Source organism: Chryseobacterium shigense, assembly GCF_900156575.1.
GTDB classification, from domain to species: Bacteria; Bacteroidota; Bacteroidia; order Flavobacteriales; family Weeksellaceae; genus Chryseobacterium; species Chryseobacterium shigense.
Genome location: NZ_FTNY01000004.1, coordinates 613,986 through 639,864, shown reverse-complemented (window position 1 = coordinate 639,864; position 25,879 = coordinate 613,986). Strand labels below are relative to the sequence as shown.

The following is a 25,879-nucleotide window of genomic DNA, read 5'->3' as shown; positions in this document are numbered from 1 at the left end:
ATTTCCGGGATTTTTTTGTATGCTTGTCAAAAAGTAATTTTGCTTATTGCTTATTGCTTATTGCTTATTGCTTATTGCTTATTGCTTATTGCTTATTGCTTATTGCTTATTGCTTAAACCGTCGTCAGTCTCAATGTATTTGTTTTTCCACCTTCATAAGATGGAGTCGCGTTGATATTGATTACAAAGTCTCCACTTTCGATATAACCGTGGTTATGAGTCAGCATATTCACCTGAATAATCGTCTCATCAGTAGACTTTTTCATGTCATAGTAGTACGCATGAACTCCCCAAAGAAGATTCAGCATGGTGATCACTCTTCTGTTTCCACTGTATACAATGATCTGCGAATTCGGTCTGTGAGCAGCAAGCTGGAATGCTGTATATCCTGAGTGGGTCAATGTAACGATTGCAGAAACGTTAGTCGTTTTAGCAATTCTTACGGCTGCAAGACATACTCTGTTCGTAATGAATCTTTCGTCGATGCAGTTGTAATCTTTTTCCATTGGCTCATTTTTATGTTGGTAAAAATGAGTGGTCTCGATATTCTTTACAATCTTCGTCATGTTCTCAACGACCTGAATCGGATATCTTCCTACAGAAGTTTCTCCTGAAAGCATTACAGCATCCGCACCGTCCAATACAGAGTTGGCAACGTCATTTACTTCCGCTCTGGTAGGCGTAAGACTGTTGATCATGGTTTCCATCATCTGCGTAGCGATAATCACCGGCTTCGAATAGAATCTTGCCTTCTCTACCAAAGTTTTCTGGATAGCAGGAACTTCTTCCATCGGAACTTCCACCCCAAGGTCACCACGGGCCACCATCAGTCCGTCACATTCCAATAAAATTTCGTCAATATTTTTAACGCCCTCAGGCTTTTCAATCTTAGCAATGATCGGTGTTTTGAATTTACCGTTCGGATGCGCTTTAATCAATTCTTTTAAATCGATAATATCCTGAGCATGACGAACGAATGACAATGCAATCCAGTCAACCTCCATGTCAAGCATGAAATTAGCATCCTGGATATCCTTTTCCGTAAGAGCTGGAAGAGAAACGTTCGTATTAGGTAAATTAACTCCTTTTTTAGAGCTTAATGGCCCTCCTTGAATGGTTTTTGCTTTTACCGTATCAATTTCATTGGTTTCCGTAACCTCCAACATCAGTTTTCCATCATCAATAAGGATTTTTTCCCCTACTTTTACATCCTGAGGAAACTGCTGATAGGTCATATATACCTTGGTAGAATCCCCTTCAATTTTTTCATTGGTAAAGGTAAGGATATCTCCAGGATTCAGGTAAGAACCTTCTTTTACAACACCTACTCTAAGTTTTGGCCCCTGAAGGTCTCCTAAGATTCCAATAGAATAGCCATATTCCTTATTAAGCTCTCTGATAATTTCAATATTATTTCGAACTAAGTCGTAGTCTGCATGTGAAAAATTTATTCTGAAAATATCAACACCTGCTTTCATTAGTCCTAACATTACCTCCTTCGATGATGAAGCAGGTCCTAGTGTTGCAATAATTTTTGTCTTCTTTAAATACTTATTCATAATACTGGATAATTTGATAAAGTTCCTCTTCAGAACCTAGTGTGTAATCTTGTATCGGAAACACAAGATTTTCCGGGAGCAAAATTACGGAAAAATCAGGAATTTGTTCCGAAGTATGCAGAATATATTCTACATCTACCTGATTATTTAATAAAAATTTAATGTTTTCTTCTTCTGTAAAGAGCTCAGTCTGCAGTTTTTTTTGCTTACTTTCCGAAGAACGGTTTGAAATGAACGTAAAACACGTCTTTGTAAACTTGTGGTAAGCTTCAAATCTCGGAAAATGATAATCATAGTACGCCCCGTGAATGATCACATCTCTCTTTCTGGAAAAGGTGAGGCCGTTGATTTGATTTATTTTGTAGAAAAACTCATGAGCAGGTACATCTTTTGCTAATCTTACCAATCCTATGGCAATATCTTCAAATTCTATATCGTCTAGATCATAAAGTTTTTGGATTTCCAAGTATGTTTTCTTTTTTGTTTAAAATATAAAAGGCTCGCTGTGCTGCTTTTTCTTCTGCCTTCTTTTTGGAAGTTTCTGTCGCATTGGCGATTTTTTCTTCTCCCAGCCAGACATGACATCTGAATACCACAGCTTTATTAGCCTGGATTTCTTCGCAGGTTTCGTACTTTATATTTACTTTTTTCTTCTGGCTCCATTCGAGCAGAAGACCTTTGTAGCTTACAATTTTATTTTCAAGCTTGTTAATTTCGGTAGGCGTCAGTAGTCTTTCCAGAATGATTCTTTTACAAGCGTCATAATGGAAGTCGAGATACACCGCACCGATAAGTGCTTCAAATAAATTTCCGGAAATATTTTCGCCTAACGCTGCGGATCCCTGCTTTTGCAAAAGATCGATCAACTTCAGGTCTTCACCTAATTTATTAAGATTCTTCCTATTAACAATTTTAGATTTCATCTGGGTCAGATATCCTTCGTTAGCCTGAGGATAAGTCTGAAACAGATGACAGGAAATAATTGTACCCAAAACAGAATCTCCCAAAAATTCAAGTCTTTCGTAATTACTGTCTTGATTTTTAGAAGAACTTTTTAAAGAAAAAGCTTCACGGTAAAGAGCGACATTCTCCACCTCGGCACCCAGTATTTTTTTCATCTCGGTACTGAGAAAGTAGTCTCTCTCCGTTAATTTTCTTTTTCTTTTTTTGAGAAGGAATTTAGAAAAGTATTTCTGTAACTCCATTCATTGAATTTAGATTTTCTTAAATAGAACGCAAGCGTTGTGCCCGCCAAATCCAAAAGTATTGCTCATGGCTACTTTTACATCTTTTTTAACAGCTGTATTGAATGTGAAATTCAATCTTTTGTCAATCTTTTCATCATCAGTAAAATGATTGATGGTAGGTGGAACGACACCATGAATAATTGTTCCTAATGCTGCAATAGCTTCAATAACTCCGGCAGCACCTAAAAGGTGGCCTGTCATTGATTTTGTAGAATTAATCTGAATATCATAAGCGTGCTCGCCCAATAATCTCGAAATTGCGTTGGATTCTGCAATATCTCCTAATGGAGTAGAGGTACCATGCATGTTGATATGGTCTACTTCATCAGCAGTTAAGCCTGCGTCTTCCAAACAGTTTTTCATTACCAGATAAGCGCCCAAGCCTTCAGGGTGAGGAGCAGTCATATGGTGTGCATCTGCACTCATACCGCCACCTAATAATTCTGCATAAATGGTAGCACCACGTTTTACCGCGTGCTCGTATTCTTCAAGAATAATAGATCCCGCACCTTCACCTAGTACAAAACCATCTCTGTCTTTATCAAACGGTCTTGAAGCGGTGGTAGGGTCATCATTTCTTGTTGAAAGTGCCATCATCGCATTAAATCCACCGACACCACTTGCTGTAACGGCTGCTTCAGAGCCTCCGCATACAATAACGTCAGCTTTTCCTAACTGGATGATCATCTTGGAATCAATCAGTGCATTGGCAGAGGATGCACAGGCTGATACCGTAGTATAATTCGGCCCGTGAAAACCATACTCAATGGAGATATGTCCAGGAGTGATATCCGCAATCATTTTAGGAATAAAGAATGGGTTGAATCTTGGAATTTCCGTATTCGCCCATCCTAAAACCTCAGTTTCGAAAGTTTCTAAACCTCCGATTCCAGATCCCCAGATTACCCCGACTCTGTTTTTATCAACATTGTCTTCCATAATTCTGGAGTGTGCTACCGCTTCTCTTGCGGCTACAAGCCCAAGTTGAGTATTTCGGTCCATTTTCTTTGCTTCTTTCTTATCGAAATGCTGCAACGGATCGAAATCTTTTACTTCGCAAGCGAATTTAGTTTTAAAGTTTTTGGCATCAAAAAGAGTAATCGGAGCAGCACCGCTCTCACCTTTAAGAAGATTTTCCCAGTATTCTTTTGCATTATTTCCAATCGGTGTTATTGCGCCAAAACCGGTTACAACTACTCTTTTTAATTCCATAAACTTTTAAAATTTTCTTTTTTGTTGAAGAATATTATTTATTTACTACTTCTTCGATGTAAGCGATAGCGTGCCCTACAGTAGTAATTTTTTCAGCCTGATCATCAGGGATTTGAATGTTGAATTCTTTTTCAAATTCCATGATTAACTCAACTGTATCCAATGAATCAGCTCCTAAATCGTTAGTGAAGCTAGCTTCAGGAGTTACTTCTGTTTCTTCAACGTCAAGCTTATCAGCGATGATAGCTTTTACTCTTGATGCAATGTCTGACATAGTAAATTATTTTTTTAATTGTTAGATGGTGCAAATATATAAAATTCTTCACGATAAAACATTTTTTTAGTCTTTTTTGTGGGTAGACTATACTTATTTTATAGTAAGAAGTTTTAGTGTTTTAGTTTTCAGCTATTTATGTTTGCTATGCGAATCATAAGTAAAATGAATGATTATTCAAGACCGGAAAGGAGGAAAAACCATTAACTGTAACTAGTAAATCAGTCTTATTGAGTTGAGAACTTTATGCTAATCATCATACCCGGGCGAGGTTTTATTTTTGTGTAATTTAATGATTAAAGATGTTTTTTTAACTTCTAGCACGATCTTATTGATGAATTTTCATGTGGATGATGATCGTTGCAACAAAGTTAAATTGAGCTATGGAGCAAAGTAATTGGTTTAAAATTACGAGAACTTTGTCCTGTTCAATTAAAATAAATCAATATGAAACGCATAGATCAATCTTAAATTAATGGTGATTTTACCCAAGTACAGGGATCGGAAATATTTGATCTGATCAATCCTACGAACCATGAAAAAATAGGTGAAGTAGTGTTGGGAGACGGAAAGGACACCCAAAAAGCGATTGCTGCAGCGAAAGAAGCTTTTAAAACATTTTCCAGAACAAGTGTAGAAGAACGTATTAAAATTCTTAAAAACCTGAAAAGGGCCGTCGAAAAACGAGAAACAGAACTTATCGACACAATGATTCTGGAATATGGAGGAACGCGACAGTTTTGTACCGCCAGTTTTCAAAATATGGTCGGCGCTTTCGAACATATGATAGAGACGCTTCGTTATTTTGAATTCGAAAGAAGGGCCGGCCATACTCTTGTGCAGATGACACCGATAGGCGTGGTAGGTATTATTACTCCCTGGAATTCCAGCAACGGTTTTATATGCAGTAAGTTTGCTACAGCGGTGGCTGCCGGGTGTACGGTAGTGGTAAAGCCCAGTGAAATGAGTGCGCTTCAAACCCAGCTAATTATAGAATGCTTTCATGAAGCAGGATTGCCTAAAGGAATAGTCAATGTGGTCAACGGATTGGGAAATAGAGTTGGAAGCGAAATTGTTAATCATCCCGACATTGCCAAAATATCTTTTACCGGTTCTACCCGGACAGGAAAGATGATTGCCAAAGGAGCTGTAGAAACAATGAAGAGAGTGACCTTGGAACTTGGAGGAAAATCGCCTAATATTATTTTAGATGATGCCGATTTTAAGGATGCTATTCCTCAGGCTGTTTATGGCGCTTATATGAATAGCGGGCAGGCTTGTATTGCTCCCACCCGTTTATTAGTTCCTCAATCGAGATTAGCGGAGGTGAATGAATTGGCAAAAGAGGCTGCACGTCAGGTTGTAGTTGGAAATCCGGCGAGCGAAAACACGAATGTTGGTCCAATGGTTTCTGAGCGACAGTATGAACGTGTGCAAAGTTATATAGAAGTAGGAATTCACGAGGGAGCAGACCTTTTGGTGGGAGGTATGGGAAAACCTGAAGGCCTTGAAAAAGGCAATTTTGTAAAAGCTACTATTTTCACGAATGTCAGAAATGATATGCGTATTGCACAGGAAGAAATTTTTGGGCCGGTTTTATCTATTATCTCTTACGAAAACGAAGAAGAAGCCATTGCCATTGCTAATGATACTCCTTATGGATTGGCGGCTTACGTTACTTCTTCCGACGAGAAGCGTGCCTTAAGGGTTGCTTCTCAGATTGAAGCAGGAAGAGTTTGTGTGAATGGATTTAAGCATGATGCCTTAGCACCATTCGGAGGATTTAAACAGTCCGGAATTGGGAGGGAATTCGGATCGTTTGGTCTGGAAGAATATCTGGAACCCAAATCAATTCTGATCTAAATAATTATTAAAAATAGTATATTGAACAGTCAAGTCAGAGCCGCTCTGACTTGACTTTAATTGCAATGAAGAATGTCTGAAAATATAGATTATATCAATTATTCCTGCTACTTTACTGTTTTTCGTGAAGGGGAGCAGTTTGTTTCCTATAATGCTTTATCAATGGTGATTTCCGGTGAAATGGAACTTAATGATGGGGCTCAGCGACAAATATTTCGCAGTGGAGATATCTATCTGGTGAGGAAAAATCAATTATTGAAATTTTTAAAAAAGCCCGGTGAAGAAGCAGAATTTAAATCATTGTCCCTCAGATTTGATGACGACCTACTCAAGACAATGAGCTCGGAAGAGGAATTTGTTCTCCCTGAAAAATTAAAAATGCCTTCCTTTATTGAGGTCTCCGAAGTAAATCACCTGAAATATTTCATGGAGTCTTTACTGCAATACAAGGACTTGCTGGAAAATAAATCTCCTGAACTGGCTTTATTAAAACAAAAAGAAGCCTTAATTCTTTTATTTGAACATGATCAGTCGTTGAAAAATATGCTGTTCGATATTGCAAATCCTTATAAAATAGATCTTGAAAACTTTATGCAGAAGAATTATCATTTTAATGTAAAACTGGACCGTTTTGCTTATCTGACAGGAAGAAGTTTAGCCACCTTCAAACGCGATTTTGAAAAAATATTTGGCACTGCCCCTAGAAAGTGGCTGCTCGAAAAGAGACTTCAGCAAGCGCATTATCTTTTAAAAAAAGGAAGAAAAGCGAGTGATATTTATCTGGATCTTGGTTTTGAAGATCTTTCTCATTTTTCATTTGCTTTTAAAAAGCAGTATGGTTTGCCACCTAGCATTCTTTCTATATAATGTTGATCGTAATATAATAGGATAAAGGCAAAGTTAGAGGCTGCGGAAATAGAGTATTAATTTAATAACGATTTTAAAAAAAAGAGAGTCTGTGTTTTACAGACTCTCTTTTTTGTGGAGTTGGAGGGATTCGAACCCTCGTCCAAACAAGCAATACATAAGATTTCTACATGCTTATTCTACCATTGATTTTCGACTGAAGGCAGAGGGCAGACACCCAACATTCAGCTTATCTTCTAAGGTTTTCGAGTTTCAGCCGAAGCGTCTGAAACCTTATTTCTACATTCCTATATCTCAGGATCAAACGCCGTAGAACGGAGCATTTGTGAGATATCTTGCTTCCTTACTATCTTCGGGAAAGCGCTTGAATCTTACTTTATTCGGATTAAGCTGCAAGAGCGAACTCTTCGTTGCCAGTTAAAGTTGTGTAGCAAGGGATTTAAGAGATCGCGCTACGGTTCTCTGCATGCTTACTTACCCATTGATCTTGCTGTCGAAACCAGTCAACCCCATGAATTAAGTAGATGCAAAGATAAAGTTTTTTGTTTATATACCGTTCATAATATAGACTACTTTTGGGAATTATGCTGACGTGGGAAAGTCTGGCAATGTTTTCTCAAATGAAATATTGGCTAATTGATTGATTTTAAGGAATTAAAATGAATATTGGTTTGTGGAGTATTGGCGACTTATCCACATTGTAAAGTTTTTTTGTGGATAAGTTATTTACATTTTTTTAATTAAATCGGAGTTAAATTTTGAGGTTTCATAAAAAATGTCTAGTTTTGCAACCCAAAATGAGATGTAAAGTATGTTAATAATTCCAGTAAAAGATGGTGAATCCATCGACAGAGCATTAAAAAAATATAAAAGAAAATTTGATAAAACGGGTACAGTTCGTCAATTAAGATCTAGACAAGCGTTTATTAAGCCTTCTGTAACTTTAAGACAATCTAGACTGAAAGCCGCTTATAAACAAAGAGGGCTTAGCAAGGAAGAGCAGGCTTAAGAATTTTTCTTAACCACATAATAATTCACTTCTTAAATATTCTTATATTTGAGAGGTGAATTTTTGTTTTTACACCTTATGTAATGTTGAATAAATATTTAGAATATTTGCAGTTCGAAAAGAGGTATTCACCTCACACCGTTACAAGCTACAAAAAAGATCTTGAGGACTTTTCTCATTTCTATCTCAAAACAGAATCTTCCGAAGATATTTCCCGGGCAGATAAAAAAGTCATCAGAAATTTTATCGTGGAATTAAGCGAAAATAATATTTCAAAAAGAAGCATCAACCGAAAATTATCATCGCTCCGAAGTTTTTATTTATTTCTTTTAAAAATAGGGGAGATTAAAGTTTCTCCCACCGAGAGTATTGCTTCTCTTAAGTTTTATGCTGAAAAACAGATTCCTATCTCACAGGAAGAAATGCAGACCCTGAGCGACGACGTCCTTTCCGGGAACCAGGATACCCTTGAAAAATGTATTATTGAAGTATTATATCAGACCGGAATCCGTAAAGCCGAGCTTTGTGGCCTGATGTTTGAGTATGTTAATTTAGACGGAAACGAGCTAAGAGTAATAGGAAAAGGAAATAAGGAACGTTTTATTCCCATCTCCGAAGAACTCTCGGATCTGCTTAGAAGTTATCTTGAAATAAGGAAACCTGAAAACGGGCATCAGGCATATTTTTTGGTCAACAAAAAGGGTAAAAAACTCTCAGAAAAATTTGTTTATGTGGTAGTTAATAAGTACCTTAGTCTTGTAACAACTAAAGAAAAAAGAAGTCCTCACATCCTTAGGCATAGCTTTGCTACGCATGTTTTGGATAATGGGGCGGAGATCTCCAAAGTAAAGAAGATATTAGGGCATTCCAGTCTTGCAAGTACTCAAGTCTATACGAATGCCAATATTGAACAATTGAAAAAAGTGTTTAATCAGGCTCATCCTAGAGCATCTAAAAAAGAAGAATTATGAAGATCACAGTTCAATCAATTGGTTTAACACCACACGAACCATTAGAATCACACATTGACAAAAAAGTAAGCAAATTGGAAACCTTTTATGATAAAATTCATGAGTGCAAGGTTTTCTTAAAAGTAGAAAATACCTCGGATCGAAGTAACAAAACTGCTGAACTTATTTTGGCCGTTCCGGGAGACGATATCGTAGTAAAAAAGACATCTGAAACTTTTGAAGAAAGTTTAGACCTTTGTGTTGATACAGCTAAAAAGCTACTAATCAAGAAAAAAGAGATGGCGTAGAAAAAAAAGATAAAAAAAGTCATAAAAAAGTTTGAGAATTCAAAAAAACCGTTCTATATTTGCACTCGCAAAAAGGGAACAGCGTTCTTTTGAATTCTTTTTAATTATGCCTCCATAGCTCAGCTGGCCAGAGCACGTGATTTGTAATCTCGGGGTCGTGGGTTCGAATCCCTCTGGAGGCTCATTTAATATAAACTTTTGGGAAGATTCCAGAGTGGCTAAATGGGACTGACTGTAACTCAGTTGCTTCGGCTTCGCAGGTTCGAATCCTGCTCTTCCCACTATTTTATATTAAAAAAAGTCTTGCAGGTTTCAAGAAGTTTTCTTAGATTTGCAGACCGTTACCAATGATTTTGGAAACAAAATTGCGGAAGTAGCTCAGTTGGTAGAGCGTCAGCCTTCCAAGCTGAATGTCGCGAGTTCGACCCTCGTCTTCCGCTCAAAAAATCAGACTCAAAAAGAATGATTTTTTTAAAATAAATGAAAAGCTCAGAGTAGAATTTTCTCAAAAGCTTTCAGGCGTGAAATTAAAATTGCCTCCATAGCTCAGTTGGCTAGAGCAGCTGATTTGTAATCAGCAGGTCGTGGGTTCGAGTCCCTCTGGAGGCTCAATTTTAATATAAACTTTTGGGAAGATTCCAGAGTGGCTAAATGGGACTGACTGTAACTCAGTTGCTTCGGCTTCGCAGGTTCGAATCCTGCTCTTCCCACTATTTTATATTAAAAAAAGTCTTGTAGATTTAAAAGAATTTTTCTAGATTTGCAAAGCGTTTACCAATAGTTTTGGAAACAAAATTGCGGAAGTAGCTCAGTTGGTAGAGCGTCAGCCTTCCAAGCTGAATGTCGCGAGTTCGACCCTCGTCTTCCGCTCAAAAAAAAATCACGCTGATTAGTGTGATTTTTTTAGTTAGTGCCGACTTAGCTCAGCGGTAGAGTGCTTCCTTGGTAAGGAAGAGGTCACGGGTTCAAGTCCCGTAGTTGGCTCTCAAATTTCCCGAATTTCTTTCGGGATTTTTTTTTATCCCAAATGTAGATTTAAAAAAAAGAAGAATCCATACAGGAGCTTTGCGTAAACACAACAAGTTCTTTTTCCTTACAAATGCTTGCGATCTCAGACAAACCGGAATGATAAAATCCGGGAGAAAGTATTCTTCGAAATTAAGCTCCGAATTTTGTAATCCCCCTTGCCGTTAACCCATAATCATAAAATTTTCGTTAAATTCGTATCAAATATATTTTTGATGAATATTCTTTTATTGGAAGATGACCTTATTCTCTCTGCAGAACTCTGCAGGTTTTTAGAGTCAAACAACTTTACCTGTGACAAAATCTATGATGGTGAAACCTTTCTCCGTCAGATTAAAAACAATACCTATGACCTGTATCTACTGGATATTAATGTTCCCAAAATAAACGGACTTGATGTTTGCCAGACCATCCGTTCTTTCGATAAGAATACACCCATCATCATTATTTCGGCTTACGGAGATATTTCTGATAAAAAAGATGCATTCACACGGCTTGCCGATGACTATCTGGTAAAACCTTTTCAGTTTGAAGAACTCTTGCTGAGAATGAATTCACTGCTGAGAAGAAAATCACCCTCCGATACTGCTGATCAGGATATCATCAGGGTAGATGACCTGATTATCAACAAAACTGAACAAAAAGTCTATAGGGCAGGCAATGAGATAGCCCTTACCCTGAAAGAATTTCAACTGCTGGTTTATCTTGCCGAAGCGCAGGGAAGAACCGTTTCCAAACAACAGATTACCGAACATGTATGGGAGCATAATTTCAATACGAATACCAATACGGTAGAAGTCTACATCAATTTTTTGAGAAAAAAAATCGATAAAGATTTTAAACTCAAACTGATTCATACGCGTTCCGGTTTTGGATATTACCTAAGTACATTGTAGATGTCTTTAAAGAGAAAGATAGCATTAACGATTAGTATAGCCTTTTCCCTGCTTTTTGCAATGGTGATGGCAGTGATCTATATGTCCTTTAATGATTTTAGAAGAGATGAATTTAAAGAAAGATTCAGGCAGCGTCTGGAATTTACCTCTCACTTCATTTCCAAGTCTAAAGACTTTGAAGAAGAAGCACCCGTCTTTTTTAATGAAAACTCAGATAATATCCTTCTCAATGAAACCATCCTGATTTTTAACAGCGATAAAGAACTAATCTACAGCACCATCAAAGACCGGAATGTTACCTGGGATAGTGCCCTTCTCAAAGAGCTGGATGAAAAGAAGATTATATACACTGAGAAAACGGTTCCTGAAATCTACGCAGCCCTTCGGAATATCAATGGCGAAAATTATTATATTCTCACCAGTGCTTTTGATACCAACGGAAAATCAAAACTGGAATATCTTAAGTATCTTTTGATTACAGCTTATGTGATGAGTACCCTTTTGATCGGCTTTTTCAGTTACTATTTTATGGGGCAGTTTTTGCGTCCTTTAGAAGATCTGAATACTGAAATTTCAGAGGTTACAGCCCATAAACTAACCAAGCAGATTCCGGTCCAGGAGTCTAATGATGAAATCAATGTCTTAGCTAAATCCTTTAATACCATGATCGCGAGGTTGGATGATGTCTTTCAGTCGCAAAAAGATTTTACAGCAAGTGCCTCTCATGAAATCAGAACGCCTATTACAAGAATGGCATTTCAGCTTGAAAACCTGATCAAATTCGAACAACATTCTCCGGAAACCCTGATTTCTTTAAAGCAGATCCAGCGTGATGTTTATCAGTTATCTGATCTCACCAATTCTCTTTTGCTGCTTACCAAATTCGACAAAGAGAACATTCAGAGTATTTATGAGGAAGTGAGAATTGATGAAGTGATCTTTGAAGCCTTCGAAGCGGTAGAAAAAAGTTATCCTACCCTGAAGCTGGATTTCCTCATTTCTGAAGATACCTCAGAAAACGGACTTCTGACCATAGGAGGTATTCATTCTCTCCTGGTAATTGTCTTTATTAATCTCTTTAAAAATGCTGCCGTATATTCTGACGATACGGAAGTGGATGTTTTAATCACGGAAAACAACGAGCAGCTTACGGTGGATGTGATGTCCCACGGAAATACAATTCCTGAAGAAGAGCAGGCAAAACTATTTGAAGCTTTTATGAGAGGAAATAATTCTCAAAATATTTCAGGGTCCGGTCTCGGTCTAAGGATTGTCAAAAGGATCCTTGAATACCATGGAGCCATCATCATCTATTCTTCCCCGGCTGAAAATCTCAACAAATTCAGTGTGACTTTTACTAAATAGTCCTGATTATCAATTACCTGTTTTTTTGGCAATACTTTTACCAGAGCGAATAGTATATTATTTTTAAACAATAGTTTAAGAATAACCCTTTTACGGGATTGCTAACTGCCAATTAATGTTAATTTTTAGTTAAACCAGAAATTAAATTTAACATAAAAATTCAACACTCAGGGATAAAAAACTGAATAATAACCCAATTAAAACTTTTGAAAATCATAGTATTCATGGGAAATTTAATTTTTTTTTAATGGTTCTTTAAGTTCGTTTTAATCGTATAAAAGCAATTTTGTATTTTAAAAAGAAAATAATGAACAAAATTGCAGGGCTGTTGATTGCCATTTCCTCATTCATGGCAGGGCAGCAGCAAATGTCGCTTTCAGACTGTGAAGAGGCATTTCAAAAAAACAATCTCCAGCTGCTTGCAGAGCAGTACAATATCAATATGGCTGATGCAGATATTCTGCAGGCTAAGATTTGGGAGCTCCCACAGTTGAGCGGGCAAATCAATGCCTATAATCCTGAAGGCAAAAAGGTTTTTGATATAGGAAGCGCTAAAGGAGCTCAGATTACCCAGCTTATCTATATGGGTGGGAAAAAGAAAAATGAAATCGCTTTCTCGAAATCAAACAAAGAGCTTGCCCAGCTTCAGTTTTCACAACTTCTGGTAGATCTTAGAACCCAGCTTCATGCTACTTATTTCAATCTGTATTACGAGAAATTGAAACTCGGGAACACCAATAAGCAGCTTGGCTATATGAACGATCTGCTCAGTGCTTACCGTGTTCAGTCTGCCAAAGGAAACGTTTCTCTAAAGGATGAAGTCAGACTACAGAGTTTAGTCATTCAGCTTAATAATGACAAACTGGGGATCAATAAGAATATTCTGGAATTTGAGCAGAATTTAAAAGTACTTACCGGAATCTCCGATGATATAGAACCACAGCTTTCTGATGCCGATGCCAAAGAAATTCTTGCTGCACAACCTTTCGGAGACGAAAATGAATTAAAGAAAAAGGCACTGGAAAATAATTCCGACTATCTCTATTTTCTAAAACTAATTGACAACAGTAAACTGTATTCCCAGTGGCAGAAATCCCTTAATGTTCCGGATCTGAATGTAGGCGCCGGATGGGACCAGAATGGGGGAACCTTTAAAAATGAAGTGAATCTTATGTTGGGAATTCCTTTGCCGTTATGGAAGTCCAATCAAGGAAATGTGGAAAAAGCCAATTATGCGATTCAGCAAAACCAGAAAAATGCAGAATACCAGAAACTAAATCTTGAAACTAAAGTTCAGGCTGCTTATAAAACATGGAAAAGTCAATATGATCAGCTTGCAGAAATTAAAGCCACAGATCTTAGCAATATGGAACTGGTGTATGACGGAATGCTGAAAAATTTCAGAAAAGGGAACGTCAACCTCATAGAGTTTACAGATTTTATGGACAGCTACCGGGAAACAGCGCTCCAGATCTACGATATGAAGAATGAGATCATGCAGTCTGCAGAACAACTTAATCAACTAATACAAACGAAAATCTTCTATTAAGCAATGAAAAAATATATAATCCCTGTACTGATAGCCCTGTCTTTGTTGTCATGTGCAAAAAAAGAAGAAGAAAAAGCGCCACAGGCCAAAAAAGGTTTTGAACTCAGCAACACCATGCTCAACTCTATCTCTTTAGCTAAAGCAGAGAGAAAAAACATAGAAGACCAATATAGTTTTTATGGAAAAATTTCTGCAGACAAGAACAGCTATATTGATGTTTATCCATTGGTAGGCGGAAATGTTTTGAGCGTAAACGCTGAACTTGGAGATTATGTGAAAAAAGGGCAGGTGCTGGCCACCATCAGAAGTACGGAGCTGGCTGAAGTTCAAAAAGATGTAAGTGATGCAAAGACCGATATGGTAGTGGCTCAAAATAACTTACGCGTTGCCAAAGAAATGTACGAAGGCAAACTGAATACAGAAAGGGAAGTCCTTGAGGCCAAAAGCGTATTGCAGAAAGCCCAGGACCAGATGCAGAGAGCCACGGCAGTAAGTACAGTTTACAATGTGAAGAAAGGAAATATTTACAGTGTGGTAGCCCCCATCAGCGGATATATTGTTCAGAAGAATATTAATAAAGATATGCAGCTGAGAAGTGACAGAAGCGAAAATATTTTTGATGTAGCCAACACGACAAATGTATGGGCGATCATGAACGTTAATGAAGCTGATATCGAAAAAATAAGCCTCGGAATGAAAGCACAGGTTTCCACGCTGTCTTATCCGGATAAAATTTTTGACGGAAGAATTGATAAAATATTCAAAATCATCGATCCGGAAACCAACTCCATGCAGGCAAGAGTCGTATTGGATAATGCAAACGGTCTTTTGATTCCGGAAAGTAAAGCAACCATTAAAGTGTCAAGTTCCGAAAACAATACAGCACTTACCGTACCATCAAAAGCAGTGATTTTTGATGACAACAGAAGTTTTGTGGTGGTTTTCAAATCCAGAACCGATATAAAAGTTAAAGAAATAAAAATAGTAAAGCAGGTAGGGGAGATCACCTACATCGCAGATGGATTGTCCGAAGGAGAACAAGTAATTACCAACAATCAGTTGCTGATTTATCGATCTCTGAACAGTTAACAGTTGTCTACAATGAATTAAATGTATTGGGTTCTGCTGAGTAGAACGACTTTGCAAACTTAAGTTAGGTTCACTAATAAATCTATTTTGCGCTTCCGGCGTTTGAAATTTTCACCATCAAATCCAATATTTCTTTCAACGGCTTTTTTAGGTCACCAATTTAATCTATCATGAATAAATTCATTAAAAATATAATTGCTTTCTCGCTAAAAAACAAAGCATTTACCTTTATCTGGGTAGCTATTTTGGCCATTGCAGGTTTTATAAGCTTCAAAAATATGCCCATTGAAGCCTTCCCCGATGTGACCAATACCCAGATTGTTATTATAACCCAATGGAATGGACGAAGTGCAGAAGAAGTAGAACGTTTTGTCACGACCCCTATCGAATTGGCCATGAGTCCGGTTCAGAAGAAAACAAGTGTGAGAAGTACCACGATGTTTGGTCTCTCTATTGTTAAAATTCTTTTTGACGACGGGGTGGATGATACTTTTGCCAGAAATCAGGTCAATAACCAATTAAGAACCGTAAGCCTTCCTGATGAGGTGGATCCGGAAGTTCAGCCACCCTACGGGCCTACCGGGGAAATTTTCAGATATACACTGGAAAGTAAAACAAAAGATTCCAGAGAGCTGTTAACCCTGCAAAACTGGGTGATCGACCGGGCGCTGAGAGGAGTTCCGGGCGTAGCAGACATCAATGTTTTCGGAGGACAGGATAAAGTTTTTGAACTAAGTATCGATCCGAGAGCTTTGGATAAATATAATCTTACTCCTCTTCAGGTCTATGACGCTGTAACGAAAAGTAATTTAAATGTAGGGGGTGACGTTATTGAAAAAAATGGTCAGGCTTATGTGGTAAGAGGAATAGGTCTTGTAAAATCTGTTGCAGACATTGGAAATATTACCATTCAGAATGACAGTGGAAATCCTGTATTGGTAAGATATGTAGCAGATGTTCATGAAAGTTCCATGCCTAGAGTTGGGCAGGCAGGCCTTAATAAACATGAGGATACCGTAGAAGGAATCGTTGTGATGAGGAAAGGGGAAAACCCACGTGAAGTTCTCGTTGGGGTAAAAGCCAAGATTAAAGAACTTAATGAAAAAATACTTCCGAAAGATGTCAAAATGGTCACATTCTACGACCGGGACAACCTGATGGACTTTACAACTCATACTGTAATGCACAACCTGATTGAAGGAATCATCCTCGTTACAGTAATCGTTTTGATCTTTATGGCAGACTGGAGAACGACATTTATTGTTTCTATTATCATTCCTTTATCATTGCTGTTTGCATTTTTATGTTTAAAACTGGCCGGGATGAGTGCGAACCTGCTTTCATTGGGAGCGGTAGATTTCGGGATTATTATAGACGGAGCCGTCGTCATGGTGGAAGGGCTCTTTGTGATGCTCGACCATAAAGCCCTTAAATATGGAACAGAAAAGTTTAATAAACTTTCAAAAGGAGGCTGGATCAAACAGACCGGAACAGGTTTAGGAAAAGCCATCTTCTTTTCAAAATTAATCATTATCACCTCGCTGATCCCTATTTTCTCTTTCCAGAAAGTAGAAGGTAAAATGTTCTCACCATTGGCATTTACATTAGGATTTGCCTTAATAGGAGCATTGATTTTTACACTCACCCTGGTTCCTGTTCTATCCCATCTTCTACTCAATAAGAATGTTAGGGAAAAGAACAATCCATTTGTGAATTTCTGGGACAGAATTGTATTGAAAGGATTCAACTATACTTTTAAACATAAAAAAATGAGTTTAATTGTTGCGGTATCTTTTATGATGGTAACCTTATTTTCAGGAAAATTCTTAGGAACAGAATTCCTGCCGCAGCTGAATGAAGGCTCATTATGGATCACTGCAGAAATGCCGATGAGTTCATCACTAAAAGAATCCTTGAAAACAGCTGACCTTCTAAAAAAAGACATCATGAGCTTTTCTGAGGTGACTGATGTTCTGGCTCAAACCGGAAGAAGTAACGACGGAACAGACCCGAATGGATTTGGATTCGTACAATTTGCTGTCAATCTTAAACCTAAAGATGAATGGAAACGTAAGATCAGCTACGAAGAATTGATTGAGGAAATCGATAAAAAACTCAGAAGTTACCAAGGCATTACATTTAATTATTCCCAGCCTATTTCAGATAACGTTGCAGAAGCGGTAGCCGGTTTCAAGGCAGAGAATGGAATTAAAATCTATGGTGATAATCTCGAAACCCTTGATAAATTGGCTGATCAAGTTTTAAAACAGATCAAAGATGTAGACGGGGTAAAAGATCCGGGAATCATTAAAAATATCGGTCAGCCGGAAGTAAGCGTAGTGCTGGACAGAGATAAAATGGCTGCTTACGGTGTGATGCCGGATGATGCACAATCTGTACTGGAAATGGCTTTCGGAGGTAAAACGGCTTCAGAAATGTTTGATGGCGAAAGGAAATTCCCGATCCGTCTCCGCTATTCTCAGGAATACAGAAAAGATGAAAACGATATTGCTTCTCTGATGGTTCCTACACAGGACGGTGCCAAGATTCCGCTGAAAGAGATCAGTACCATTGTAAAAGACAACGGAGCAGCATTCATTTACAGAGATGATATTAAAAGATATATCGGCGTAAAATTCTCAATCCGTGACCGGGATTTAGGAAGTACCATTGCCGATGCCCAGAAAAAAGTGGCCCATGTGGATTTGCCTGATGGGTATTCCATTGGCTGGACAGGTCAGTTTGAAAATCAGCAGAGAGCTTCACACCGATTGGCGCAAGTAGTTCCGATCAGTATTTTGGGTATTTTCTTCTTACTGTTCATCCTTTTCGGAAACATGAAAGATTCATTGCTGGTATTGGCCAACGTTCCTTTTGCATTGATTGGGGGAATTATTGCCCTTCATATCACCAGAATGAACTTTGGAATTTCTGCCGGAGTTGGAATGATTGCCCTACTCGGAATCTGTATACAGAACGGAGTAATCCTGATCACAGAGTTCCATCAAAATGTTAAAAGTGGATTAAGTTTGGATAATGCCATATTAAATGGGGTAAAATCCAGAACGCGGCCCGTTATTATGACTGCACTGATGGCTTCAATAGGATTAATGCCTGCCGCATTGTCTACCGGTATCGGATCAGAATCCCAGAAACCTTTGGCGATCGTGATTATCGGAGGATTGATTACAGCCACTGTATTAACCCTGCTGATCTTCCCGATTATATTCTGGATCTTTAACAGGACGAAGAAGTCCCAGCAGATTTAATATTTCTTCTATCTATATAAGCGAAGCGCGGAAAACATTGTTTTCCGCGCTTTGCAGTATTGAAATAATAACTATGAGTCTTTTAGAATCCTAGCCCTACAGCAAAAGCTTTTACGGTATTAGGATAATCAGAAACCGCTGTAGCAGCTCCGTTGGTAGTGTTGATGGAATACAGTTTCGTTGAGGTTCCAACGGTAGCCATTAAATAAGCTTTTTGGCTTACACTTCCGATATCAAAACCATTGGCATTGGTAATATTAATTCCTAAAGAACCTGTTTCCACTAAAGTTCCGTTGTTCGGCGGATTTTGCTGATACAGCTTATCCGTATTATGGTCGATTACAAATAGAGTAGTAGCAGTTGTTCCTGCAAAATTGTTGGTATAAGCTGCTGCGCTAATCATGGCGCCTACAGGATTTAGAGTGGTGTCAACAGCGGTGATACCTCCGGTAACAGGATCTAAACGAAGATTTTGTCCAGTGTTACTCACGACACGTATTTTGTCAACAACCGGATTAAAGTCAAATCCAAAATCTGTTCCTGCAAGTAAAGTAGCAAATGGTGAACTTCCTATAGCGGTAGCGGCGCCCGTTCCCAAATTAATAGTATAAATTCTGCTTGAGCTTCCCAGAGCATACAATTGTGCATTTAAAGGACGGAAATCTATACCTAAAATACTCTCTCCCGTTTGTAATCCGGTTACAGCTTTGGACACAGGCATCGGACTGTTCGGATTAAATATCTGAAGATTGTTCGAATTGTCAATAGCATAAGCTACCGCTTCAGTAGGAATCGCAAGATCAATAACAGCCTGTTGAAGAGAGCCTATAAAAGTTGTTTTGCCGCTGTTTAAATCTAAAATGTGCAGCTTATCACTTAAAGCAACCAATGCGGTACTGTTATCATACTTAATGTCAAAAGCAGCCTGTCCGGAGAATGTCGCTCCAAGATTTCCAACTTCTACCAAAGTTCCGTTATTGGGAGGATCTTGCTTAAAAAGTTTTCCTGAAACGGGATCAATGTCATATAAAACAGTAGAAGAAGCTCCGGCTTTGCTGTTGGTATAAGCTACTCCGGCAATGCTCGGTGTTCCTGTACCAGTTATATTCGTATCGGTAGCGGCAACAGCTCCAGTTTCTGGATGCAGTCTTAAATTTTGCCCTGAATTACTTACCAAACGGATTCTGTCAACCGTTGGATTAAAATCAATAGAAGCTATCGTTCCGGAAACAGCAGGAGTGAAAGCAGTAGAACTTACTACTCTTGCAGAGGCAGAAGTTGTATTGATAATATATAATTTACTGGCATTGGATAAAGCGTAAAGTTCTCCCGTAGCAGGTCTGAAATCGATACTCATTAATTTTTCACCTGAAGGAATTCCGGTTACGGCTGTTTTCGCAGCAAATGTTTTGGGATTATTCGCGTTAAAAGAAACGAGTTCGTTCATTCCTGTTAGGCCATAAGCCATAAGATCAGGCCCGGTAACGTTGGTTTCCGGAGTCATCACTGGATCGTCGGAATCATCGCACGAAAAAAAAGTGGTCACGGTCATCAGGACCAAAAAGAAATGTAATAATGTTCTCATAATATTATTTTTAATGGTTTATATCATCTACGAGAAAACATATAAAGCGGTTTTTATCCCCTTAATTTTAATGATAAAAAAATATTTTAGGCTTCTATACTCTTAAGAATTAATTACATAGTTTACAATTTCAAATAAAAACGTTGGAGATGATTTTTTTCAATCCGGAAATTTGTGTAAATTTGCAGTCTCAATACATTGAAATATAAGGTTTGTGCTTCTTTGATTTGAATATTGAAATTTTTTTAAGGAAAAAGGTTTTGGTATTTAAAAAATCATTATATTTGCACACCGAAAAATTGAAAAATAATAAAATAAATAATTTTAAATCATGGCAAAGGAAACGTTTAATCGTAACAAACCACACTTGAACATTGGTACTATTGGTCACGTTGACCATGGTAAAACTACTCTTACAGCTGCAATTTCTGCTGTACTAGCTAGCAAAGGTCTTGCTGAGAAAAAAGACTTCTCTGCAATTGACTCTGCTCCAGAAGAAAAAGAAAGAGGTATTACTATCAATACTGCTCACATCGAATACGAAACTGAAAAAAGACACTATGCTCACGTTGACTGTCCAGGTCACGCGGATTATGTAAAGAACATGGTAACTGGTGCTGCTCAAATGGACGGAGCTATCGTAGTATGTGCTGCAACTGACGGTCCTATGCCTCAGACTAGAGAACATATCCTACTTTGCCGTCAGGTAAACGTACCAAGAATCGTTGTTTTCATGAACAAAGTTGACATGGTAGACGATGCTGAGTTATTAGAGCTTGTTGAAATGGAGCTTAGAGACTTACTATCTACTTACGATTTCGACGGAGATAACTCTCCAGTAATTCAAGGTTCTGCATTAGGTGCTCTTACAGCTGCTACTGCTGCAACTCCTGATACTGAAGACAAATGGTTCAAATCTGTTGAAGAATTAATGGATGCAGTTGATAACTGGATCGAGCAACCACCAAGAGATACTGACAAGCCATTCTTGATGCCAATCGAAGACGTATTCTCTATTACAGGTAGAGGTACTGTTGCAACTGGTAGAATCGAAGCTGGTATTATCAATACAGGTGATCCTGTTGATATCATCGGTATGGGTGAAGAGAAATTAACTTCTACCATTACAGGAGTTGAGATGTTCAGAAAAATCCTTGACAGAGGTGAAGCTGGAGATAACGTAGGTCTATTGTTGAGAGGTATTGAAAAAACTGACATCAAGAGAGGTATGGTAATCGCTAAGAAAGATTCTGTTAAGCCACACAAAAAATTCAAAGCATCTGTTTATATCCTTTCTAAGGAAGAAGGTGGACGTCACACTCCATTCCACAACAAGTACCGTCCTCAGTTCTACGTAAGAACTACTGACGTTACAGGTGAGATCTTCTTACCAGAAGGTGTAGAAATGGTAATGCCTGGTGATAACTTAGAGATCACTGTAGAATTGTTACAGCCAATCGCTCTTAACGTAGGTCTTAGATTTGCGATCAGAGAAGGAGGTAGAACAGTTGGTTCAGGTCAGGTAACTGAAATCTTAGACTAATCATCTTAAAATAAATAAAGCTTCCGGAAGGAAACTCTCGGAAGCTTTTTATCTACGGGCATCGTCCAATGGTAGGATACCGGTCTCCAAAACCGTTGATCAGGGTTCGAATCCTTGTGCCCGTGCAAATATTAATTATGAGTTCATTTGTTGATTTTTTAAAAGGTTCTTATAACGAATTCAGACATAAAGTTGAATGGCCAAAGTGGGCTGATCTTCAGTCTTCCACTATTGTAGTAACTATAGCTACGGTGATTTTGGCATTGTTTACCTTTGGAGTTGATGAGTTGTTTTCAAAAGCAATCAGCAACATAATTGGAATGCTAATTAACGTGTTCAACTAAAAAAGTATTTTCCCATAATGAGCGAATTGAAATGGTATGTGCTGAAAGCAATCAGCGGACAGGAAAATAAAGTGAAAAACTATATTGAGACAGAAATCAAACGTTTAGGGTTTGAGCAGTACGTTACTCAGGTGGTTATTCCTATGGAAAAGGTAATTCAGATAAGAAACGGTAAAAAAGTTCCTAAAGAGAAGCCTTACTATCCTGGATACTTGATGATCGAAGCTGATCTGATGGGGGAAATTCCTCACGCGATTAAGAACATTCCCGGAGTGATATCTTTCTTAAGTTTAACGAAAGGAGGAGATCCCGTTCCAATGAGAAAGTCTGAAGTAAACAGAATGTTGGGAAGAATGGATGAGTTATCAGAATTCGCTACTGACGTAGAAATTCCATACATTGTAGGTGAAAACGTTAAAGTAATTGACGGTCCTTTCAATGGATTTAATGGAACTGTTGAGAAGATTCTTGAGGACAAAAAGAAAATCGAAGTTTCTGTATTGATCTTCGGTAGAAAAACTCCAATGGAGCTTAGCTATATGCAAGTAGAAAAAGTATAATTCATACTTTTGAAATATATAAAGACCGCTTTGAGCGGTCTTTTTTTATATTCGGTTTTCGCCCAATGGTAATTTACCAAAAGGATATTGGTGTCTGTGTGTTTATTGTGAATTTGATAAAAATTACCCTTTATTTTGTTTTTAGTTTATGTTTTCATGGGTTTTGGTAGATATTTAGCGTTTTAATAAATGTTTATTTCTTGATTTGTTTTTTGTCTGGCATGCTTCTTGTAAAACAGTAAGCAATTAACCCTTACAGCTTTATATTTTTTACTTTGTACAATGCATAGCAGAAGTACTTACGTTTCATATGTTGTTTAGTATGAAAAAAGATAAGGTTTCAAGTAGGGAATCAGTAAAGACAAACACAATACACAAGTCCAATGACTAAAATTATTTCGACAGTACTTTTTATAAGTGCTGTATATTTAAACGCGCAGGTGGGGATCAATACTTCCAAGCCTGAAAAAGATCTCACGGTAAACGGAACCATGAAGACATCAGAAATGATTTTCAAAACTCCTTTAGAAAAATTAGGAGCTGACGAAAATTATACATTTGTCATCAAGTCTCCGGCTCCGGAAAATAAAATTACGGCCTACAATGATTCTTTTGTGCCTAATTCACCGGCACCTATTAATTTAATTCAGTTTAAAATTACGTGTGACCCTTCAGATAAGGATTGGGTCAATCAGTTTGACACGAAAATCAACTCTAACAAATTTCTTGTAGTGATTTCTTCATTCGGATTTACACAAGCTGTAAGAACGTATTCTGCAGATTGGCTTACCCCTGTTCCACAGATCTTTGCCTATTCTTCCGGCGGAACATGGAAACTAAAGGCGGACTATCAGGGATTTGCTCCGGATAATTCTTTCCCTACAGGGGAATGGACACTTAATCTGCTGGTTTTTGATAAAGCCTATGCAAAAGAAATGAATACTACGCAAGACCTGGGAACTTCTACCACAGGTGCAGCTGCCACTCCATTAATTCAATAAAAAAGATAGACATCATGAAAAAAATCACCACATTATTCCTTGTGGCTGGGGCTTTATTTGCCGCAAACGCACAGGTGGGTATTAATACTACTACGCCGCAGGGAACTTTAGATGTAGCAGGAGAAACATTGGTGGAATTCTACCTTGTAGATACGGTAAATTCACCGGCAAGAGGAAATTATTTTTTGCTGACCCGTTCAAAAGATACTTCCCCTGTTGGAAAAATCAAGATGCTGGATATTTCACTTCGTAATGTAGCCCCTGTGAACACCTATAATGTTGTTCTTAAAAATGTAAACCAGGATGAAGTTATTAATCTCAATATTGGCCTGGAAGTTAGCAAATATGTTGTTGCCATTACAGGAGCTGTTTTTACAAGTGCTGTTTCAGCGGCAAACACAGCAACCAGTCCTAAATCGTTTGGAGCTTATTCTACCGAAGTAACTCAGGTAACGAACGGTGGGAAAAAGTATCATGCTATTAATTTGAGCTTTAAAGGAGCTGGTACGGTGTCTTCAGTGAACGGTACCTGGACCCTTACCCTTAATGTGTTTGAAAAATCACTCGTAAAAGAATGGGGAACCTTCACGGGATCTGTATCCGCTTCCGCTTCACCTGTTTATTCAGGAGTTTCCGCTAATACGCCTTTAGGACTTCAATAATGATGATTATGAAAAAAAGAATTTATATTATAATGAGCATGTGTCTGGCAATGTTGATCAATGCTCAGTCAGGAAGGGTAGGAATAAAAACCACTGATCCTAAAGAAACACTGGATGTGAACGGAAAAACATATACTAATTCACTCTATCTTAGAAATCCGGGAGAACCTACAATGACCGGGGGAAGCTTTCTGGCGACTTCTGAAAATTCACTACAGCTATATGATCCTAAACTGGAAAGCAGTGGACTGTTCAATTATCTTAAACTTTCTCTTACAGGAATATCCGGAGCAGGAATTACAGATTATGATACGAAAATTGATGCAGATAAGTTTTTGGTCGTAGTCCATAATTATTCATTTAAAATGAATGATGGGACTACCAATGTAGCTCTTGACTACGGAGATAACGGAACCAACGACAACAGACAGGGATCTCCTGATGTAACAGCATTTAAAAGTAAAGGAACTTGGCACATCAGAGCTAGGTTTACGGACAGTAAGCTTATTGCGCTAACATCTGCCAATCCGGGAAGAACCTATAATAATTTTACAATAGACCTCTATCTGATGGCCTATAAAAGACTCATCACGAAACAGAATATCGGCGATATTAATTCTGATCTCGGAGGAACTAATGGTTCAGCGAGTACGGTCAACAAGCCATCTGGCTTTTAGCAGGAGAAATAAATTGTTTACATAAAAGAAGTTGTCTGAAAGACAACTTCTTTTATGTTTTAACCTTTCATCCTGAGTTATTTTTGGATGAGAAATTCCCCGACAGATCTTTTATATTTCAAGAGTAGAGATCTTTTGGTGAATCAGAAATTTAGCTTTTAGTCTGTGGAAGGTTTCTTTTTAAAAATCTTTCCTTTTGTAGAATGAATTTTAGCTTCTGATTTGCTTCTTTCCAGCCATCAGATTGATGCCGATTCATCGCCTGAAAAAAACTCAGAGGATATCTTTTGGCTGCCTTATTTTATGATGAACTGATTTGTAACCAGAAGAATAGAAATTATCATTACCCAATGGATCTCAAAAAGAGAATGAAAGCATTATCGATTTTCGTTTCTGGTTAGGGTAAATAAAAAAATATTGGTAATTCTTTCTAAAAATCAACACATTCCATTGGCTAATTCAAAAATATTTCATAATTTTGCAGTCCGAAAAGTAGATTTACTGTATGTGAGTCGGTGATCTGCTGAATAAATAATGCTTCCAAACTCATTAATTATTCAAACTAAAAAAAAATAAAATGGCTAAGAAAGTCTTTAAAATGGTAAAGCTTCAGGTGAAAGGTGGCGCAGCTAACCCTTCTCCACCAGTAGGTCCAGCATTGGGTTCTGCAGGTGTGAACATCATGGAGTTTTGTAAGCAATTTAACGGAAGAACCCAAGATAAGCCAGGGCAAGTTTTACCTGTAGTAATTACAGTATACGAAGACAAATCTTTTGAATTCGTTATTAAAACTCCACCTGCAGCGATCCAGTTGATGGATGCGGCTAAAATCAAAGGAGGTTCCGGTGAACCAAACAGAAATAAAGTAGGGGCTGTATCTTGGGATCAGGTTAAAAAGATCGCTGAAGATAAAATGGCAGACCTTAACTGTTTCACAATAGACTCTGCTCTTTCTATGGTAGCTGGTACTGCTAGATCTATGGGATTAAAAGTAACAGGAACTAAACCAACTAACGCTTAAAAC

23 protein-coding genes, 8 tRNA genes and 1 other RNA gene are annotated in these 25,879 nt (G+C 37.9%); 25 read left to right on the top strand and 7 right to left on the bottom strand.

All coding sequences use genetic code 11. The features are described from left to right. Positions 1–113 precede the first annotated feature (113 nt). Genes pyk through BW964_RS16445 form a run of 5 tightly spaced genes read right to left on the bottom strand, consistent with a single transcriptional unit; the run spans position 114 to position 4,292 of the window. Positions 114–1,559, bottom strand: a complete 1,446-nt coding sequence (pyk, locus tag BW964_RS16465; RefSeq protein WP_076508766.1) for a pyruvate kinase — start codon at positions 1,557–1,559, stop codon at positions 114–116. Then, complete coding sequence (locus BW964_RS16460) at positions 1,552–2,025, bottom strand: IPExxxVDY family protein (protein WP_076508764.1); 474 nt, start codon at positions 2,023–2,025, stop codon at positions 1,552–1,554. Before BW964_RS16460 ends, pyk begins: the two co-directional genes overlap by 8 nt. Then, a complete protein-coding gene (rnc, locus tag BW964_RS16455; protein WP_076508763.1) occupies positions 2,003–2,764 on the bottom strand; it encodes a ribonuclease III in 762 nt (253 codons plus the stop codon). The genes BW964_RS16460 and rnc overlap by 23 nt, the downstream gene beginning before the upstream one ends. Positions 2,765–2,773: 9 nt before the next feature. Then, complete coding sequence (gene fabF, locus BW964_RS16450) at positions 2,774–4,018, bottom strand: beta-ketoacyl-ACP synthase II (protein WP_076508761.1); 1,245 nt, start codon at positions 4,016–4,018, stop codon at positions 2,774–2,776. A gap of 34 nt (positions 4,019–4,052) precedes the next feature. Next, on the bottom strand, positions 4,053–4,292 hold the full coding sequence (locus BW964_RS16445) for an acyl carrier protein (protein ID WP_002976354.1): 240 nt from the start codon (positions 4,290–4,292) through the stop codon (positions 4,053–4,055). Between the two features lie 471 nt (positions 4,293–4,763). Here BW964_RS16445 and BW964_RS16440 point away from each other — a divergent pair, with 471 nt between their 5' ends. Together BW964_RS16440 and BW964_RS16435 are read left to right on the top strand one after the other, a co-directional pair. After that, on the top strand, positions 4,764–6,155 hold the full coding sequence (locus BW964_RS16440) for an aldehyde dehydrogenase family protein (RefSeq protein WP_228437939.1): 1,392 nt from the start codon (positions 4,764–4,766) through the stop codon (positions 6,153–6,155). 72 nt (positions 6,156–6,227) lie between these two features. Beyond that, positions 6,228–7,022, top strand: coding sequence for a helix-turn-helix domain-containing protein (locus BW964_RS16435; protein WP_076508760.1), 795 nt, complete (start codon positions 6,228–6,230; stop codon positions 7,020–7,022). A gap of 112 nt (positions 7,023–7,134) precedes the next feature. Here BW964_RS16435 and ssrA read toward each other — a convergent pair. After that, positions 7,135–7,533: a transfer-messenger RNA gene (gene ssrA / locus BW964_RS16430) on the bottom strand. A gap of 300 nt (positions 7,534–7,833) precedes the next feature. Between ssrA and rpsU the strand changes: the two genes are divergently transcribed. The 15 genes from rpsU (at position 7,834) to BW964_RS16355 (ending at position 18,483) form a co-directional block, all read left to right on the top strand. After that, positions 7,834–8,031 carry a 30S ribosomal protein S21 gene (gene rpsU / locus BW964_RS16425; protein WP_034723363.1) on the top strand — a complete coding sequence of 66 codons (198 nt, stop codon included), beginning with the start codon at positions 7,834–7,836 and terminating at the stop codon, positions 8,029–8,031. Between the two features lie 83 nt (positions 8,032–8,114). Then, positions 8,115–9,002: a tyrosine-type recombinase/integrase gene (locus tag BW964_RS16420; protein ID WP_076508758.1), complete on the top strand. Its 888-nt coding sequence runs from the start codon at positions 8,115–8,117 to the stop codon at positions 9,000–9,002. Next, on the top strand, positions 8,999–9,289 hold the full coding sequence (locus tag BW964_RS16415; protein WP_073329672.1) for an HPF/RaiA family ribosome-associated protein: 291 nt from the start codon (positions 8,999–9,001) through the stop codon (positions 9,287–9,289). The genes BW964_RS16420 and BW964_RS16415 overlap by 4 nt, the downstream gene beginning before the upstream one ends. A 108-nt stretch (positions 9,290–9,397) precedes the next feature. Next, positions 9,398–9,471, top strand: a tRNA-Thr gene (locus BW964_RS16410). 18 nt (positions 9,472–9,489) lie between these two features. Continuing rightward, a tRNA-Tyr gene (locus tag BW964_RS16405) sits at positions 9,490–9,570 on the top strand. A gap of 86 nt (positions 9,571–9,656) precedes the next feature. After that, a tRNA-Gly gene (locus tag BW964_RS16400) sits at positions 9,657–9,729 on the top strand. Positions 9,730–9,824: 95 nt separating this feature from the next. Then, positions 9,825–9,898 (top strand) — tRNA-Thr (locus BW964_RS16395). Between the two features lie 20 nt (positions 9,899–9,918). Next, positions 9,919–9,999 (top strand) — tRNA-Tyr (locus BW964_RS16390). An 87-nt stretch (positions 10,000–10,086) separates the two neighbouring features. Further along, positions 10,087–10,159 (top strand) — tRNA-Gly (locus BW964_RS16385). A 42-nt stretch (positions 10,160–10,201) separates the two neighbouring features. Next, positions 10,202–10,273: transfer RNA gene (locus BW964_RS16380), tRNA-Thr, on the top strand. 257 nt (positions 10,274–10,530) lie between these two features. Continuing rightward, a complete protein-coding gene (locus BW964_RS16375) occupies positions 10,531–11,211 on the top strand; it encodes a response regulator transcription factor (protein WP_076508757.1) in 681 nt (226 codons plus the stop codon). Next, positions 11,212–12,576, top strand: coding sequence for an ATP-binding protein (locus tag BW964_RS16370; protein WP_076508755.1), 1,365 nt, complete (start codon positions 11,212–11,214; stop codon positions 12,574–12,576). Positions 12,577–12,883: 307 nt separating this feature from the next. After that, complete coding sequence (locus BW964_RS16365; RefSeq protein WP_084175944.1) at positions 12,884–14,125, top strand: TolC family protein; 1,242 nt, start codon at positions 12,884–12,886, stop codon at positions 14,123–14,125. A 3-nt stretch (positions 14,126–14,128) separates the two neighbouring features. Further along, positions 14,129–15,214, top strand: coding sequence for an efflux RND transporter periplasmic adaptor subunit (locus BW964_RS16360; RefSeq protein ID WP_076508754.1), 1,086 nt, complete (start codon positions 14,129–14,131; stop codon positions 15,212–15,214). Positions 15,215–15,384: 170 nt separating this feature from the next. Continuing rightward, complete coding sequence (locus tag BW964_RS16355) at positions 15,385–18,483, top strand: efflux RND transporter permease subunit (RefSeq protein WP_076508752.1); 3,099 nt, start codon at positions 15,385–15,387, stop codon at positions 18,481–18,483. A gap of 82 nt (positions 18,484–18,565) precedes the next feature. Here the strand turns inward: BW964_RS16355 and BW964_RS16350 are convergent, their stop codons facing one another. Continuing rightward, on the bottom strand, positions 18,566–20,068 hold the full coding sequence (locus BW964_RS16350; protein WP_076508750.1) for a DUF4394 domain-containing protein: 1,503 nt from the start codon (positions 20,066–20,068) through the stop codon (positions 18,566–18,568). A 331-nt stretch (positions 20,069–20,399) separates the two neighbouring features. Here BW964_RS16350 and tuf point away from each other — a divergent pair, with 331 nt between their 5' ends. From tuf to rplK, 8 genes are all read left to right on the top strand, one after another. After that, positions 20,400–21,611, top strand: a complete 1,212-nt coding sequence (gene tuf / locus BW964_RS16345; RefSeq protein WP_034749673.1) for an elongation factor Tu — start codon at positions 20,400–20,402, stop codon at positions 21,609–21,611. Positions 21,612–21,665: 54 nt separating this feature from the next. Next, positions 21,666–21,736: transfer RNA gene (locus tag BW964_RS16340), tRNA-Trp, on the top strand. A 12-nt stretch (positions 21,737–21,748) separates the two neighbouring features. Next, entirely contained in the window at positions 21,749–21,955 is a 207-nt protein-coding gene (secE, locus tag BW964_RS16335) for a preprotein translocase subunit SecE (RefSeq protein WP_034702507.1), read from the top strand. Positions 21,956–21,972: 17 nt separating this feature from the next. Then, a complete protein-coding gene (gene nusG, locus BW964_RS16330; RefSeq protein WP_073329689.1) occupies positions 21,973–22,515 on the top strand; it encodes a transcription termination/antitermination protein NusG in 543 nt (180 codons plus the stop codon). A gap of 383 nt (positions 22,516–22,898) precedes the next feature. Continuing rightward, positions 22,899–23,516 carry a hypothetical protein gene (locus BW964_RS16325; protein WP_076508749.1) on the top strand — a complete coding sequence of 206 codons (618 nt, stop codon included), beginning with the start codon at positions 22,899–22,901 and terminating at the stop codon, positions 23,514–23,516. Between the two features lie 14 nt (positions 23,517–23,530). Next, the gene (locus tag BW964_RS16320) at positions 23,531–24,178 is read left to right on the top strand and encodes a hypothetical protein (RefSeq protein ID WP_076508747.1); all 648 of its coding nucleotides are present in this window, start codon (positions 23,531–23,533) and stop codon (positions 24,176–24,178) included. Between the two features lie 8 nt (positions 24,179–24,186). Beyond that, positions 24,187–24,855: a hypothetical protein gene (locus tag BW964_RS16315; RefSeq protein WP_076509006.1), complete on the top strand. Its 669-nt coding sequence runs from the start codon at positions 24,187–24,189 to the stop codon at positions 24,853–24,855. 577 nt (positions 24,856–25,432) lie between these two features. Continuing rightward, complete coding sequence (gene rplK, locus BW964_RS16310; protein WP_073329698.1) at positions 25,433–25,876, top strand: 50S ribosomal protein L11; 444 nt, start codon at positions 25,433–25,435, stop codon at positions 25,874–25,876. Positions 25,877–25,879: the final 3 nt, after the last annotated feature.